Origin of the sequence: Streptomyces sp. NPDC101110, assembly GCF_044759525.1 — a bacterium.
GTDB lineage: Bacteria > Actinomycetota > Actinomycetes > Streptomycetales > Streptomycetaceae > Streptomyces.
This window is the reverse complement of sequence record NZ_JBIVZM010000009.1, coordinates 1-15,601: the sequence shown is the minus strand read 5'-3', so window position 1 is coordinate 15,601 and position 15,601 is coordinate 1. Positions and strand designations below refer to the sequence as shown.

10 protein-coding genes are annotated in these 15,601 nt (G+C 66.7%); 3 read left to right on the top strand and 7 right to left on the bottom strand.

Annotation, left to right across the window (positions count from 1 at the left end; all coding sequences use genetic code 11):
• Positions 1-49: 49 nt before the first annotated feature.
• The 4 genes from ACIQU3_RS21515 to ACIQU3_RS21500 form a co-directional block, all read right to left on the bottom strand.
• Positions 50-1,909, bottom strand: a complete 1,860-nt coding sequence (locus tag ACIQU3_RS21515) for a GMC oxidoreductase (RefSeq protein ID WP_403927163.1) — start codon at positions 1,907-1,909, stop codon at positions 50-52.
• A 1,950-nt stretch (positions 1,910-3,859) separates the two neighbouring features.
• Entirely contained in the window at positions 3,860-4,444 is a 585-nt protein-coding gene (locus ACIQU3_RS21510) for a CAP domain-containing protein (RefSeq protein ID WP_403927161.1), read from the bottom strand.
• A 492-nt stretch (positions 4,445-4,936) separates the two neighbouring features.
• Positions 4,937-6,010 carry a polyprenyl synthetase family protein gene (locus ACIQU3_RS21505; RefSeq protein ID WP_403927158.1) on the bottom strand — a complete coding sequence of 358 codons (1,074 nt, stop codon included), beginning with the start codon at positions 6,008-6,010 and terminating at the stop codon, positions 4,937-4,939.
• Between the two features lie 203 nt (positions 6,011-6,213).
• Positions 6,214-6,789 carry a DUF3455 domain-containing protein gene (locus ACIQU3_RS21500; protein WP_403736238.1) on the bottom strand — a complete coding sequence of 192 codons (576 nt, stop codon included), beginning with the start codon at positions 6,787-6,789 and terminating at the stop codon, positions 6,214-6,216.
• Positions 6,790-7,315: 526 nt separating this feature from the next.
• Here ACIQU3_RS21500 and ACIQU3_RS21495 point away from each other — a divergent pair.
• Complete coding sequence (locus ACIQU3_RS21495; protein ID WP_403927155.1) at positions 7,316-7,510, top strand: hypothetical protein; 195 nt, start codon at positions 7,316-7,318, stop codon at positions 7,508-7,510.
• A 10-nt stretch (positions 7,511-7,520) separates the two neighbouring features.
• Here ACIQU3_RS21495 and ACIQU3_RS21490 read toward each other — a convergent pair whose 3' ends face one another.
• Positions 7,521-8,282, bottom strand: coding sequence for an AMP-binding protein (locus tag ACIQU3_RS21490; RefSeq protein WP_403927149.1), 762 nt, complete (start codon positions 8,280-8,282; stop codon positions 7,521-7,523).
• Between the two features lie 362 nt (positions 8,283-8,644).
• Between ACIQU3_RS21490 and ACIQU3_RS21485 the strand changes: the two genes are divergently transcribed.
• Positions 8,645-10,147, top strand: a complete 1,503-nt coding sequence (locus ACIQU3_RS21485) for an alpha/beta hydrolase (protein WP_403927146.1) — start codon at positions 8,645-8,647, stop codon at positions 10,145-10,147.
• A gap of 707 nt (positions 10,148-10,854) precedes the next feature.
• Here the strand turns inward: ACIQU3_RS21485 and ACIQU3_RS21480 are convergent.
• Positions 10,855-12,096, bottom strand: a complete 1,242-nt coding sequence (locus tag ACIQU3_RS21480) for a sensor histidine kinase (protein WP_403927143.1) — start codon at positions 12,094-12,096, stop codon at positions 10,855-10,857.
• A 95-nt stretch (positions 12,097-12,191) separates the two neighbouring features.
• Positions 12,192-12,404: a hypothetical protein gene (locus ACIQU3_RS21475; protein ID WP_403736261.1), complete on the bottom strand. Its 213-nt coding sequence runs from the start codon at positions 12,402-12,404 to the stop codon at positions 12,192-12,194.
• Positions 12,405-12,710: 306 nt separating this feature from the next.
• On the opposite strand from ACIQU3_RS21475, the gene ACIQU3_RS21470 reads away from it, so the two are divergent.
• A complete protein-coding gene (locus tag ACIQU3_RS21470) occupies positions 12,711-15,413 on the top strand; it encodes an AAA family ATPase (RefSeq protein ID WP_403927140.1) in 2,703 nt (900 codons plus the stop codon).
• Positions 15,414-15,601 lie beyond the last annotated feature (188 nt).

Genomic DNA, 15,601 nt, shown 5'->3' with positions numbered 1-15,601 from the left:
TGATCCATGGATTGATCGCTTCGCACAACCGCCCGGCGGCCAGCGTCCCTTACCGGCTTGCACAGACGCCGCCCTGGCCGTCGTCTTCCTCTCTCTCCGAAGGCTGCGCCTCGCGTGCGGCATCCTCGGAACGCGGCGCCAACCCGGGCATGCCCAGGGTCAGCCGCAACTCACCGAACGCCTCCGCCGGCACCGCCGGGCATTTCGGCACGGTAGGTCGCAGGCGTCGGTAGGACGCGGCCTGCTCCGGGCGCGCATCTCTCTCACCCTTGTTGGGCCAATACGCCATCGCTCGCTCGGCCTGCGCCGTGATCGTCAGGGACGGGTTCACACCCGGATTCGCCGAAACCGCCGCACCGTCCACGACCGAGATCCCGGGGTGGCCGTACAGCCGGTGGTACGGATCGATCACTCCGGTTTCACGGGAGGCGCCGATGGGGCAGCCGCCCAACAGGTGCGCTGTGAGCGGCATTCCCATCAGCTCGCCGACGTTGGAGCCGGGGAAACCGTTGATTTCTGTCGCGAGGGCGGACGCACCGTCCGTGGCGGCCTTGATCTGCTGAGGGATGGGGGCGCCGTGACCCTGCCGGACAGTAAGCAGTCCTCGGCCAAGCCCGGACGGTTTCAGATACGTCGTCAGGGAATTGTCCAGCGATTGCATCACCAGGCCTATGATGGTCCGCTCCGACCAGCGGCGATTGGACAGCGAGCGCAGTAGCAGCCAGGGATGCCGTGCGGCATGGCCCAACCAGCCCTTGATCCTGAGCGCAGCGGAACCGCCGCCCGAGTACGGCACTTGGAGGATGGACAGGCAGCCCAGCGAGTTGGAGCCGCGACCGTAGCGCACCGACTCGAAATGCGTGTTCTCGTCGGGTTGAATCGAGGATGTGATGGCCACGCCGTGCGTGAAGTCCGCTCTCGGTGACCCGGTCTTCCTGCGGTAACGCCGGTCACCGGTATGCGCAGCCACGATGGCCTCGGAGTTCGTACGGGTCATCTCACCCAGCCTGTCGGACAGGTGCGGCAGGCACCCGTCCGCCTTCATGCGGTGGAAAAGGGTCTGGGTACCGTACGTACCGGCCGCCAACACGACCCGCCGTGCTCGGAATGTGCGACCACTTGCCCTGCCCCGCCTGTCAGTGGGACGCACGCGAACCGAGTAGCCTCCGCAGCCATCGCCTGTGAGCGAAACCACTGTCGTCATGGGATGTATCACCGCGCCGGCCTTCTCGGCGAGATGAAGGTAGTTCTCGTTGAGGGTGTTCTTCGCGCCGTACCGGCAGCCGGTCATACACTCTCCGCACTCGGCACAGGCCCGCCGCGTCGGGCCCGCCCCGCCGAAGTACGGGTCGGAAACCTCCTCCCCCGGCCGAACTTTCGCCGTGCCTCGGGCGTCCTTGCCGTCTCCGAAAAACACTCCGACCGGTGCCATATGGAAGGTGTCACCGACGCCCATCCTCTGGGCAGCCGCCCTCAGATGGACATCCGAGGGGGTCGTCGTCGGGTTGAGCCGTACGCCGAGCATGCGCTGAGCCTGGTCGTAGTACGGCTTCAACTCCTCCTGCCAGTCGGTGATGTCACACCACTGCGAATCCTCGAAGAACGACTTGGGAGGTACGTACAAGGCGTTGGCGTAGTTGAGTGAGCCACCACCGACTCCCGCCCCGGCCAGCACCATGACATTGCCCAGCAAATGGATGCGCTGGATACCGAACATGCCGACTCTCGGCGCCCAGAAGTAGTTCTTCAGATCCCAAGAGTTCTTCGGCAGCGCATCGCGGGTGAACCTGCGCCCGGCTTCCAGGACACCAACGCGATATCCCTTCTCTACCAGCCGGAGTGCCGAGACCGAGCCACCGAAGCCGGATCCGACCACGATGACGTCGTAGTCGTATGAGTCACGGATCACACGATCCCCTTCATCTTGCACGCAATCATCGATCGGGCGGCCAAGCAATATCTCTTGAGGGAAAGCAAGACAGTCAGTCCCGTCCCGCGGGTGGACCACTCCGCAGATCACCCGCGGACTTGATTGGAGTACCAGGAGACGCCCAACCGGGGTTTTGAGGAACCTACTTGAGGCTGAGTGGATCCAACGATCGTCGCGCTTACGCTGCTCAGCGATGCCATGCGTGGCCGTGGCGGCTGCGCTGCCATCACCGTTCGAGGCACCGGCGTGGGAGTGAGACAAACAACATGAGGCCGACACCGAATATCACGGATGCTGAACTCACCGTACTGTGCGGCGGACCGGAACCAGGACCGCTGCTGAAACCTGCCGACTCCATGGCGCTGGGAAAGGAAACGTGCCAGCAATTCAGCGCCTACCTCAGTGCCTACGTGCGACAGGGTGATCACAGGGCGGGCAGGGTGCTCAACGTCCATCTCAGACAATGCGAACGCTGCGCAGCTGCTGCCCTGAACATCTACCTCACGGCCATCAGCGCAGGGCGGACGACAGGCGGCCACCATCTCTGAGGCGACTCATGCGCGACCACGCGGCCCGGCGGAGCCATCCGGAAGCGTGAGCAGAGACCGTGCGTCGACGCCAAGCATGACGGTCTCAGCGACTGCTTCGACGGCAGACCTGGTCGCGATGGAGGGGCCCGCACCCAGGTCTGATCAGGAATCCTGTCGGCAGCGTCGGCGACCTGTGCAGAACACGCCTATTCCGATGGCTAGTGCGCAGAACGACAGGACTTCCATGTCTCCCACCCCGTCGCCGTTTTCATCTTGTTGAAGAGAGGACGCGGGTGAGGAAGCCGGGGCCTTCTCTCCGACCTCGGCAGGCCTCCTCTTCGCCGCCGTGATCCGCACGCGGTCCTTACCGAAGACGAGCCCCGGCAGGGCACTACGTATTGTGACCCGCCACCGACCCGGCGGTAGGGCCCTGTGCGTGGTGAATGAGCCCGAGGCATCCGGCACCCGCACAAGGCGCCAAGGGCCAGCAACACGCCCATCGGCTGCCGCGGCTGTCATGGTCCCGGGCAGTCTTTCGGTGACCGCACCGTTGTCGTTCTCATTGATTGTCGGCGCGAGGACTCGCCAGGCACGGTCGAGCTCTATCTTGAGTACGATGATGTGGTCATGCGAGGAGCCTGGGTCTGCTCCATTCATGACCAAAACACCCGATATCAGCATGCTGGTCACTGCCGCTAGCAGTCTGCGCACAGTCAACCTCCCGTCCGGGCACACGTCGTACCCGATCGACGGCCTGACGCTGCGGACGCCGTCACGAAGAGCCCGAGGTCGAACACCGCAGGGCGGAGGGGCGGAATGTCGGCAAGTCAATGTCCAACGTCCGTCTCGCACATCGTCCGAAAGCACGGCCGTCGACGAACGTTCGTTCCTTCCAGGCGCCGGCCCGGCCGCCACGGCTGCTGGGGCTTCGGGCCGATGCCTTCACCATGCCGCCATAGACACGAGAGGGGATCGGGAGAAGTACGTATCCCGGCCCCGACAGTGACGCCGTGCTGGAAGTGATCGTCGGAATCGACGAGGGCCTGGCCGGCGAAGCGACCCGGATCGCCTGTCTGCTGAGGCCTTCGATCACGCTGTCGCGAAGACCGGCGGCGAGCTCGACGGATACCTCAGGGGTTGGAATCGGCACAATCCCTGTCCGGGAGCCAAGCATCTCCCTGAGTCGGGGGCGGGCGCCGGAGGTCGAAGGCCCTCTGAGTCGACTCCCGAGGTAGGGCCTCGACCGCGAGGTGATCCCTTCGCCCTGCTCCGCCTGGTCTTCCCCAGTGACGCACTCCCGCGTTCGGCCAAGCAGAGCCGGGGGCCGCCCTGCCGTACCGTCTTGAGCCCGAAGACCAGCCGGGGCAGCGTTGGCCACTGGTGCCGGACGCCACCTCCGTCAGCGGCGGGCAGCGAAGACCTGCGTCCACCAGGGTCCGCCCACACCCCGGCTGATCCCGATGCCGATCTCCTTGACGTGGCAGTTCAGTATGTTGCGACGGTGACCTGAGCTGCTCATCCAGCTGGACATCACCGGACCGGCCGACGCCTGACCGCGTGCGATGTTCTCTCCGTAGGTCGACCACCGGTAACCGGCGGCGGTTATACGCTGGCCCGGACCGCGTCCGCCGGGACTCACATGGTCGAAAAACCCGCGGGCTCGCATGTCGTCGGAGTGCCTCTGTGCGGCCGAGTTCAGCTTCGCGTGCTGCTTGACCGCGCCGCATCCGGCCTTGCGACGCTCCGCGTTGACCAGGAGAACGATGGAACGCCTCACCGCAGCCTCGCGGGACGTGGGCGCGTCAGCCGCGGCCCTGCCGCCCTCCCCGCTCTGGTGGTGCTTCACCGGCGTATCGGGCGCGGACGACGTCGCCAGTGCCGTGCTGACTCCTGCAACGCCGACAACTCCGCCGAGACCCGCGGCTACCACCCGGCGCGACAACAGCTGTGAACGCTTGTGGCTTCGAGGGCGAGAAGAAGACATGGGGGGCTCCTGATTCGAGGGGGAAACGAGGTGTGGCCGTCGCCTTTTATGTCCGCGTGCCTGTGAAACTGTGGCTGTCAATGGCCGCCGGCTACCGGGACGTCGAAGTCGCACTTGACGGCTCGTGGCACGCGCGAGCGACCAAAGTGAAGACGACCCCCATAGCAACACGATGGGCGGGCCGGAACACACCCCGTCCTTGCCGAAGCAAGACGAAGGTTCGGTTCCTTCCAGTACCTGACGACCGCGGCATCACGTGGCTCCGCCCACGGCCAACTGGAGGCTGGTCTCCGGTCTGCAACAACATCTGTGGCCGAGCTCGTGGGCGTGGACCAGGCGCCGGGATCCCGTGGGTCTGTTCGGCCCTCCACCGCTTCGGCTCCAGCGCCTACCACTGATCGACCGGAGCCTTTCGGAAAGCACCGCCGAGTTCGGCCAACAGGTCCATCAGGACGCGCCCACGAACCGCCCGCCTGGACACCCTGATCATCATCACTTCGTGCGCAAGGTGAGTTCGTCCGCCAAGCGCCGCAAGATGTCGAGGATTTCGGGAGGGAAGGGTGCGCCTGTAAGAGCGTCAAGAGCCTGTTGTTGCAGAGCTGCTGCCTGCGTCTCGGCCGCTTCCCGCGCCCCGGTGGTCACGAGGAGGTCGCGGGCTTCTGCTTCTTCGTCGGGGCCGAGGGGGCCGGAAAGGAGGTGCGTCAGGCGCCTGGCGTCCGGGGAGTCGGCTCGGGAGACGCCCAGGGCCGCGAGAAGGGTGCACTTGCCATCGCGCAGGTCGTCACCGCGCGGCTTGCCGGTCTCTGCCGGGTCGCCGAAGACCCCGAGGATGTCGTCGCGGATCTGATAGCCGATGCCCAGTGGGAGGGCGAAGTCACTCAACCTGCTCAGCGATTCATCGTCGGCGCCGGCGATGACGGCGCCTGCTCTGAGCGGGGCGTCGACGGTGTACCGGGCTGTCTTGTTCCGGGCGATGAACAAGGCCTTGTCCACTTGAGGCGTACGGGTGAAGGCAGCCAGGAGGTCCTGGTATTGGCCGTAGACGGTGGCTCTGCGCATGCTGTCGATCTCCGCCCCCACCTGCCTCAGCTGACGGGGAGTAAGGTCTGCGGAGCGGAGCAGTTCATCGGACCAGGACAAGGCGAGGTTGCCGAGGAGTATCGCGGCATTGGCTCCGAACCGTCGTGCCTGGTCTCCGTCTCGGAGGCCGGCCAGGGCGCGGTGAGCGGTGGGCTGCCCTCGGCGTACGTGGCTTTCGTCCATGACGTCGTCGAGGAGTAGCGCGCATGCATGGAACATCTCCAAGGAGGCCGCCACGTTGACCACCGACCGGGCGAGGTAGTTCCCTCCTCCCGCGTACCAGCCGACAACGCACAGCAGAGAGCGCAGCCGCTTCCCGCCCCGCATCACGTACTGGCCGATGACCTCACGCATCTGAGCCGGCATGGGGGGCTCGTGCGCCTCACCAGATTGCTGTCTTCCGAGGAAGTCCTCCAGAACGAGGTCAACTTGCCGTCGGATGACGGTGGGCGTAGGCATGGTCAGGCAGGTGGTCGAGGATGACATGGGTGTATCCCATCATTCACCGGTAGCCGGAGTGAGCGACCGGGGCTTCCTAACTCAAAAGACTTCGGGGTGCCGCGGCGGTGTTTCGGTGGGCCCGATCTCGTGAGAGAGGTGCTGCCGAGGGATTGCGGTGCCGCGCAGGTCACTTCGCCGGCCGCTCAAGGCCGCCTGCGCGGATTCTTCCGCTCGGGTGAGCGACGGGGTCAGGGCTCGACGGGCTGGTAGAAGACGTATGTGGCCTTGTACGGCACAGCGGTCTGTGTGCCCGCGGCGCAGGACCCGGTCGGCGGGACGCCTCCCCGGGTGTTGAGTCGCTGGATATAGGAGACGGAACCGAACAGTCCGGTGCCGCGGTTGTCGGTGGACTTGAGCAGAAGCTCGGGGACGGCGTCGGGACGAGGGGCCTTTGCGCCGGGCACGGCAGCGGCGTTGACCGCGCTGCCGTCGGTGGTCGACACCCAGACCGGTCCGCGCGAGTGCAGCGCGGCGGGGCGGCGCCGCCGGTCACCGTGCCGGAACAGCGTCGCGGCGGGTTCCAGTAGTGACCATGTGCCGTCGGTGCACGTGTAGGTCTGAACGCCCGTGGCGTCGAGTTGTGCCGTCCTCTCGTTGCCATCCGGCACCTTCAGCTGCGGAGCGACTGGTCTGTCGTATGGCTTGGGCCCCTCGACGGAGGCAGTGGCCGGGCTCGTTAGCTGGTCGACGCCGACCACACCGGTGACGGCTGCTGCCGTGACGACACACGCGGTCACCTTCGCGGCACGCTTGCTGAGTAGCATGAGTAAGCGACTCCTCGAGTCGGGACGGGCACACCAATGAACGCCGTCTTGGGGCGGAATCAGTGTGCGGCAACGGAGACCAGAAGACCGTCGGCGGAGTTCGGAGAGCTGAGGCCCCGGCAAGTCTGAGGTTCACCGCTTCGCTCTGGCCAGGGGGCTGATCGAAGCGGCAACGGACGTCGCGCGCATCAGACTTGCGGATGAGATCGGTGAGTGGTTGAGGTTACGCAATAAGACCAGTCTGCCGCGGGAGGCCGGCTCCACGGCTGCGCTCCGTGCATGCGTTGACCTGAGCGTCCCACCAGGTTGTCTGTCACTGTTCTTCGGCACGGTACCGGTGCTGGGTATGAGGCCTGTAGCCGTACAACTGTCGCGCGCCGGACCGCCTGCCCTGGCCGCTTCCGCCTCGCACGTCCAGCGACCGTGTGCGGTGCCCCCTCCGACATCGGTGGCGGGGGCACTTCCACCACGAGCCACAAGGAGCAGATGAGGTGGATGATCGCGGACAGCATGGAGGGGGTGGCCCGTGGACGCGGCAGCCATCGCGGGTGACCGTGTCAGAGACAGCGGTGAGCAGGGCCCAGCAGCAGATGATCACCTTCGGCGCGCGAACCCGGAGTTCGGACGACGGGCTGACGCGCTCGAGGAGGATGCCTACACCGTAGAGGACATCTGCACGCCCGAGCGTGCGGAGGAGCGCGGGGCGTTCGGGCTGATATGAGCACCGTCTTTCAGATCACTTTGTTTCGGTCAAACATCGGCAGCTCATGCACGGAACAACCGAGGAGAGGGAAGAGTTCGTCCTTCGTCTCCTTCGGCACCACCAACCCCTCGGAGTAGATGTGTTTCAGCCGGGGCGGACGCAGGCCGGGCGCTGATCTCAACGTGTCGATCAGCGGTCGGTACATGGGCAGGGAGCCTGTCATCACTGTGCACTGGTGTTTCGTCAACGCCCGGAGAGCTGTCTCCGCCACGAAGCCGTCGTCCAGTACGAGGGTCGCGCCGGCGCCGACACACGCGTGCATGGCGACCCTGCCGAAGTACTGCGACAGCGGCAGACACCTGTACAGGATGTCTTGTCGGCTCAGCAGGAAGGGAGAGGTGACGTCGGGTTCAGCCTCCCCGATCAGGTCGGCCTCGTACCGCTCGCGGACCAGGTCGTAGGGCGCTACGCACAGCGTGATGGTGCGGTACAGGCGATGCAGGTGATCTGGGCAGACCAGGAGAGACACGGCACTGTCCGTGACAACGCGCTCCACTTCGGGTTCGGCGAGCATGCCCTGCACGGCGACCACGCTCGCCCCCAGGGCCCGAGCCGCGTAGTAGACGGCGACGAAGTCCGGCCCGTTCGGCAGCAGGACCCCCACCTGTAGTCCCGGCCGGACGCCTCTGCGGCACAGACCGGCGGCCATGCGCATACACCGGTCCCACAGTTCCCGATAGCTCACGGAGGCGTCTTCGCAAATGATTGCGGAATGGTCCGGGAAACGCATGGCGGAGTTCCTGAGCACAGCGGCTGGTGAAGTCATGATGGCCCATCGGGAGAAGGGTCGGCGGACCACGGCTCGGGCATGCCGAAGGCTGTGTCCCATCGTGTCGTCGTCCTGTGACCGCCGGAACCGGCGCTTCGGCCCGGTCGCACCGAATCATTTGTACTGTTCGGGGCTGAACTGCTCGGTCGACCGAGGTCACGAAGGTTGGATGTGAGAGAGATTGCACGTCAGTCACTCATGGAGAGTCCCGGTCGAACATCATGAATCATCGATTGTTGTCAACATCGGCGAAGGAACCACGTCGATGGCCGCTCGGACTGCATATGTTTATGTGCGCCTCGATCGGAGTCACCCTTCTGTGTTTGTCCGGATGCAGTGGGAAGACAGACGACTCCACCTCGCACAAACCACCCGTCCCGAAGACTCTGCCGAAGTCGATAACCGGCCAGGAACTTCGATGGCATTCCTGCCCACCGCCCAAGCCCGAGCAGGGAATGGGCCGGGCTCCTGGCAAGAACTTCCAGTGCTCGACACTCCGGGTTCCGCTGGACTACGCGCAGCCGTCCGGCAAGTCAATCGGGATCGCGCTGATCCGCAGCAAGACCAAGGATCAGGAGAGGCGACGCGGATCTCTCCTGCTCAACTTCGGGGGGCCCGGGGGATCAGGCGTCGCGATGCTGCCGCTCGTCAGCAAGCTGCTCTTCCGGCCCCACTCAAGCTATGATCTGGTCAGTTTCGACCCTCGCGGTGTGGGCGCGAGCAGCGGTGTCACCTGCCTCAAAGGTGCGGCGCTCGACCGCTACTACGAGTTGGACTTCACGCCCGAAACCCCCGCTGAACGTGCTCGTCTCAAGAAGGCCACCGCTCGGTACATTGCCGCATGCCAGAAGGACTCGGGCGCGGTCCTGCCCCACGTGGGTACGGAGAACGCCGCCCGCGACATGGATGTTCTGCGAGAGGTGCTCGGCGAAAAACGCACCAACTACTTCGGGGTGTCGTACGGCACGGAGCTCGGGGCCGTGTACGCGCATCTCTTCCCCCGAAGGGTCGGGCGCTTCGTCCTTGACGGGGCTGTCGATCCCACGGAGAGCGGTGCCGAAGCTGCACTGCACCAGACGCAGGGCTTCCAGATGGCCCTGGAGCATTACATGGACAGTTGTGCACGCCAGGGTTCGGCGTGTCCGACGGGCAGCGGCGGTGAGGAGGGCAACCGTATCCTCGCCTCCTGGCTGAAGAAGCTCGACGGGGCGCCTTTGACGACATCCCAGGGCCGGCCCGTCACCGCGGATGTGGCCGAGACGGGCATTGCCTCGGCGCTCTACGACAAGAAGACCTGGCCTGTGCTGACCAAGGGGCTTCGGCAAGGCATGTCGGAACAGCGCGGTGACATCCTGCGGGCTCTCGCCGACGCGTTCGTCGAGCGTGATCCGAAAGGCCGTTACAGCACGCTTCAGTCGTCCCACCTCGCCATCAGTTGCGCCGACAGCCGTGAGCGGCCCAGCGCCGCGGAGGTCGCTTCTCTGCGGATGAAGTTCATGAACGCATCCAAGGTGTTCGGGGCGAGTTCCGCGGAGGGCATCGACGCCTGCAACGAGTGGCCCGTACGGGGAAGGTCCAAGCGTCTGGATGTGTCGGCGGCAGGAGCGAAGTCGATCCTCGTCATCGGGCAGACCGGTGATCCGGCTACTCCGGTGGCCGGAGCTCGTAAATTGGCACGGGCTCTGGGTAGGAACGTCGGCGTCGATATCACGGTGGCAGGCGAGGGCCACGGCGCCTACTTCGCCGGCAAGCCCTGCCTGACCCGTCTGGTCGACGACTACCTGCTCTGGAACGTGACACCGTCAAACGGAACTCACTGCGTCTAGGCTTTCCGCGAGCCGCAACCGAGCAGGCGCTCCGCGCCGCCCCGAGACACACGCTCCAACCGGCCGGCGCGTACGGCCGGTTGGAGCGCCCTGAGTCTCACTGCCGTACCCATCCCGGCGCATAACGCCGCACTCAGCGACTGTGGCCCTGGCCTCTCCTCCCCTGGAACTTCGGTTGAAGCTCTTGAGTCGGATCATCGTTGCGCTATGGACGATCCGGCCCAGGAGCACGGATCTCCGCAGCCGCCGACACAGGGGAGCAGAGGCGATGGGCGAGGGCGGGATGTCGCGCTCGGCTACTTCGCGGAGGCGTCTCGGGTCGCCCTGGCCGTGACACGGCGGCTGGTCATCGCGTAGCCGGGCGCACACGCCCGACTTGGTGGAAGAGATGCAAGACATCGCAAGCGGCGCGGGGCTGAGGGCACCTCCTCGCGCTCATACGCGCGGCGAAGTCGCCTGTCACGGCTCCTCCACCCCTCAAGCGGGCAGAGGGAGAGCCAGCCCGGGGCTGCCCTTCGCTCGCCGTGGACCAGCGCATCCTGGTACTGATCGGGAGCGGTCGCCACGACGTCCCGGTCCGGGCCAGAGACTCGAGCTCCTGGGCGACATTCACGATGGCACCGGCGTCACGCCGGCCTTCGTGAGTCATTCCCGCCGTGACTGGAATCTCGCAGCAACCCGCGGGTGAGGCACAGACGGTTCCGCGGTCAGCTCGGCTCCGGAGCCGGCTCCCTGTCGGCCCTGTTCTCCGGGGTGACCGTGCGGGCTTCGGAGTCAAGAGGCACGGAGAGAATGACCTCGAACTCACCGGCGGGTGTCGCCCAGGCCGTCAGCGTCGCGCCAATGCTCTCCGCCCGCTGTCGCATCCCGACCAAGCCGAGACCGCCGCTCACGGAGTCCGGACGCATCGCCGAACGGGTCGCTCCATTGCGCACTTTCAGACACCAGGTGTCGCCGAGTCGATCGGCTACGACCAGGACGTCGGCGCCCGGGGCGTGTCGGGCTGCATTGGTGAGAGCTTCCTGCACGATGCGGTACACCGCCTGCTTGGTCCGCGGGTCGAACTCGTCGAACCCGTCGTGCAAGAACCAGGAGACAGCGATGCCGGCGCCGAGTGCTCCGGAGAGGAGCTGCTCCACGTCGGGGACGAAGGGGGCCTCACTGGTACGGCTCAGCGCCGTGTCGGGGCCGGAGATGTCCGTGCGGAGGACGCCGAGGAGGTCGCGCAGCTCCCTCATCGCCTTGCGTCCCAGGCCGGCGATGAGGCTGCCGCTCTGGCCTGCGGGGGACCCCGGCCCGGCCGTAATCTCCAAGGCCCCGGCCCGCAGGATGATCAGTCCGACGTAGTGGGTGACCACGTCGTGCATCTCCCTCGCGATCCGCGCACGCTCTGTCAGGGCCGCATTGCGGGACACCAGTTCCTGCTCGCGCTGCAACTGTCTGTTCATGACCTGGAGGTTGTCGATCCGCTGACGGTGCTGCCGGACGCTGACGGCGGCCAGGACAGGGAAGAGGACGAACGGCACGGCGTTCCTGATGACGGCTTCCTCGAACATCTGGACCGCGAGCAGTGGGACACCGCCGTAACGGACGCCCGGACCCGACTCTGTGTAGAAGTCGTACAGGGAATTGACGCAGAACGCGCTCCCCGTCGCCGCGGCCCACCAGTATCTGCGCAGCCGGACGAGCGTGTAGACAGCGATGGGAACGGTCAACACGGAACCGGTCACGAACCGCGCCAATACGGCGGCGCCGCCCATGAGGAGCGGCAACCGGCGACGGACGACGATCGCCAGTCCGGCGGCGACGTCGGTCACGACCCAGGCGATGAAGAGCCAGTCGATCCGCCCTTCGCCGGACGCCCCGCGCGACGGGTCGGTGCGGGGGATGATCGCGAAATAGACGGGGAGCGCGTAGGCGATGGCACCGGCCGACAAGACTATGTCCATCGCCGTGATGCTGTAGTGGGTGGCATGCCGCCGCCGCTCGCTCGGCAGCCAGGCCCGCCCGAGGAACCGGCCTCTCGCGCCTTTGCCCATCTCGCTTACGCCCTGAAGCTGTAGGTGACCAGGACGGCCCCGACCAGCGTCCCGCCGACGAGCAGAGGAAGGGGCCAGACGTGTGCGGACCCGACGAGAACACCGACCATGAGGGTCATCCCCGAGGTGAAGCCGACCAGCGACCACACGGCTGTCTGATACAGCTCCGCCGTGGGGCGGGGTCGCGTAGGGGTGCCCTGCATGTGTGCTCCGATCATGTACTTACTGCCAGCGCAGGCTGTGGCATGACTCCCGGGCGAGGAGAGACAGAAGGCCAAGGTTGACTCAACGACTGCGGAGAGCGTGGCAGCCTGCCGGAACATGTCAGCACGACCCGACGCCGTTCAACCACCCCTGCGGCCCCGAAAGGTTGCGGTATTTCGGTGTGCCGGGAGGTGGTTCGGTCAACTGAAAGTTGCCTGAGCAACCATGACAAGCCATCTGCTACAAGTTCGGCATTGCCGCCATTCCGCATCGTGGATGAACATGGCACCTTGCATGTCAACCCCGCATAATCGGCTACCGTGCTCATAGGACGAGAGCGGGAGCATCGGCTCCTGCACGATCTTCTTGCCGCTTCCGCGACCGGATCACATGTACTGGTACAAGGCAGCCGAGGTGCCGGCAAGAGCGCGCTCCTGCGCGCTTTCGTCGAGAAGGCCTCGGCTCAGGGCCGCCGTGTGATCTCCGCCGCCGGTGACCGTGCCGATCCGGCCCTCGGGTTCGCGAGCAGATTGCTCACCGGCAGCCGAAGCGGCCAGGACGCGCTTAGCCCGCAGCGCCTCGACGAGATGGTGACCGCCGTCCTGTCCGGCAGCGAGGGTCGCGTCGCCGTGGCCTTGGACGACCTCCACCTGGCCGACGGGGCGTCCCTCCAGTGGCTAGGTCGTCACCTACTGCGCCGTCCCGCCGTACCGGTGCTGGCCACGCTCAGACCGCAGACAGCCGCCACTCCGGCCGCCCTGGAGGTCGGCGCGCTACTGCCGTGCTTCGAGCATCGCATCTACCTCGCGCCGTTGACTCACGAGGAGATCCACTGTCTCCTCGCCGCAGAGTTGGGCGCTGAGCCCACTCCCGCGTTCGTTGAAGCCTGTCATCACGCCACCGCGGGCATTCCCGGCGTGGTGAGCGAGGTGGCGTCACTCGCCCGGGCACACAAGCTGGAACCGGACGATGCCTCCGCGCCGATGGTGCCACGACTCGTGCCTCGCGAGGTGGGCCGTGAGTTGCTGGCCGACATCGCCGCCGGCGGCGAGGAGAGCCTGCGGGTGGCGCTGTCGGCTGCAGTGATCGCCGACAGTTGCACCCCCGCCCTGCTCGCCTCCGTGACCGGCCTGCCCCAGAGCACGGTCGCGGACCGGGTGCACTCCCTGTGCCGCGAGGGAATCGTCAAGGACTCACCGCACGGCCCGCGTTTCGCCGCGCCCGCGGTGGCCGCCGCGCTCGCCGACGAAGTCCCGCCCAGCCGCCGTCGTGAGCTGCACACTCGTGCGGCCCGCCATCTGCTGGACATCGGCGCCCCCTGGGACGCGCTCACCCCGCATTTGCTGCACAGCCGGCGAGGTGACCAGTGGGTCGCCGAGGCGCTGCTGCGCGCCGCGGACGAGGCCAGGAGCCGGGACAACGACAGCGCCGTGGCCTGCCTTCGGCGCGCCCTGCGCGAGCCGTTGGCCGACGAGGTGCGCGCCTTCGTCCTGCTCTCCTTGGGAGAGGCGGAGTTGACCCGCTGTGCGCAGTCCGCCGTACGCAGTCTGCGGAGTGGACTCCGGTTGTCGCCCACACCGGACACTCGGGAGGCTGCCGCCCGGTCACTGGCCTGCGCCCTGTTCGCCCTCAACCGCTACCCGGAGGGCATCCAGGTGCTGCGGGATGCTGTGCGCGAACTGCGGCCCGGCCACCCGGCCCGGGCCTTGCGCACGGAAATCGACCTACTGTACGCACAGATCACGTACCGGGAGAGTGCCGGGTCGGTGATGACCGAAACGGCCGCGGTCAGGAGTGCGGCGGCACGGCAGCCCGCAACTGAGCGTTCCATGGCGGCACTTCTCTCCCTCCTCTCCGTCATGCGGGACGGCTCGCCCGAAGAAGCCCTCGCCCACGCGGAAACGGCCCTGGCTGACGGGGTGCTGCCGCCGGGTGACGAGTCGTTCGTCTTCACGGGCGCCGTGCTGGCCCTGGCGGTTGCCGGTCGTCCGGAGGCGGCGTTGTCCGTCGTCGACGCCAGTGTCAAGGCATTGGGTAAGCGGGGCGCGGGTCTGGCTCTGGCCTACGTCCGCACGCTGCGGGCGGGAGTCAACTTCCGGCTGGGCAACGTTGTCGCTTGTATCGGCGACGCCCAAGAGGCCGTCACGACGTTGCATGCCGTCGGCGCCGACTGCCAGGCCAACCACAGTGTGGCCCTGTGGGCCGATTGTCTGCTCAAGCAGGGCAGGCCGGCCGAGGCTCAGGACCTTCTCGACCGCTACAGGCTCACCGGTGTGCTCTCGCAGCACTGGGCCAATGACTTCGCCACGCTGGTGCGAGGCCGCGTACGCTTGGCCCTCGGTCAACCACGCCAGGCACTTGCCGACTTCATGGACAGCGGTGAGCGAGCCCGGGCGCGCGGCATGGTGAACCCCGCGATCCTGCCATGGCGTTCCGAGGCTGCGCTGGTGTGCCGGACTCTGGGGGATCTGCCGCGCGCGCGTGAACTGGCCGAGGAGGAGTTGGCTTTGGCGCAGGGCTGGGGGGTGCCGGAGTACGTCGGCGGTGCGCTGCGCGCAGCTGGGGTCGTCGCCGGCGGCGCCGAAGGCGTGAGGCTGCTGCGTGAGGCCGTGGCAGCGCTCGAAGGCACGAGCGCGCGGGTGCTGTACGCCCAGGCCCTCCTGGACTGCGGAGTGATGCTGGCCGACGACCGGGCCCTCACTGAGGCACGGACGCACCTGCAGCAAGCCTTCAACGTGGCCGACCGAAGTGGGGCTTCCGCGATCGCTCTCGCGGCGGAGAACGAGCTGCGCCGCAGCGGCTACCGGCCCAACGGCCCGGACAAGCCGCATGGGGTTGAGGCACTCACCCCCTCAGAACTCCGGGTGGCGAAGATGGCGGCCGAGGGCATGACCAACCGGGCGATCGCGGGAGAGCTCTTCGTGGAGCTGCGGACGGTGGAACTGCACCTCAGCCGGACGTACCGGAAGCTCGGCATCGCGGGGCGAGCCGGACTCGGCGAGGCCCTCGGATCACGAGGATGAGCTGCCCCAGTCGGTACACACAAATATGGTGCCGGACGGCGGAAATCCGCCGCCCGGCACCGAAGCCGGGTGGACTCAGTCCTCGCTGGGCGTGGCCGGCAGCTTGGCCTGGATGAGGTCCATGACCGTGGAGTCGGTCAGTGTGGTGACGTCACCGAGCTGGCGGTTCTCCGCGACGTCCCGCAGCA

Bases quoted from the DNA above. Each gene is read 5' to 3' on its own strand.
- ACIQU3_RS21505 (WP_403927158.1), bottom strand. From the start codon at position 6,010: ATGTCATCCTCGACCACCTGCCTGACCATGCCTACGCCCACCGTCATC.
- ACIQU3_RS21480 (WP_403927143.1), bottom strand. From the start codon at position 12,096: ATGGACATAGTCTTGTCGGCCGGTGCCATCGCCTACGCGCTCCCCGTC.
- ACIQU3_RS21475 (WP_403736261.1), bottom strand. From the start codon at position 12,404: ATGATCGGAGCACACATGCAGGGCACCCCTACGCGACCCCGCCCCACG.
- ACIQU3_RS21500 (WP_403736238.1), bottom strand. From the start codon at position 6,789: ATGCTACTCAGCAAGCGTGCCGCGAAGGTGACCGCGTGTGTCGTCACG.
- ACIQU3_RS21510 (WP_403927161.1), bottom strand. From the start codon at position 4,444: ATGTCTTCTTCTCGCCCTCGAAGCCACAAGCGTTCACAGCTGTTGTCG.
- ACIQU3_RS21490 (WP_403927149.1), bottom strand. From the start codon at position 8,282: ATGCGTTTCCCGGACCATTCCGCAATCATTTGCGAAGACGCCTCCGTG.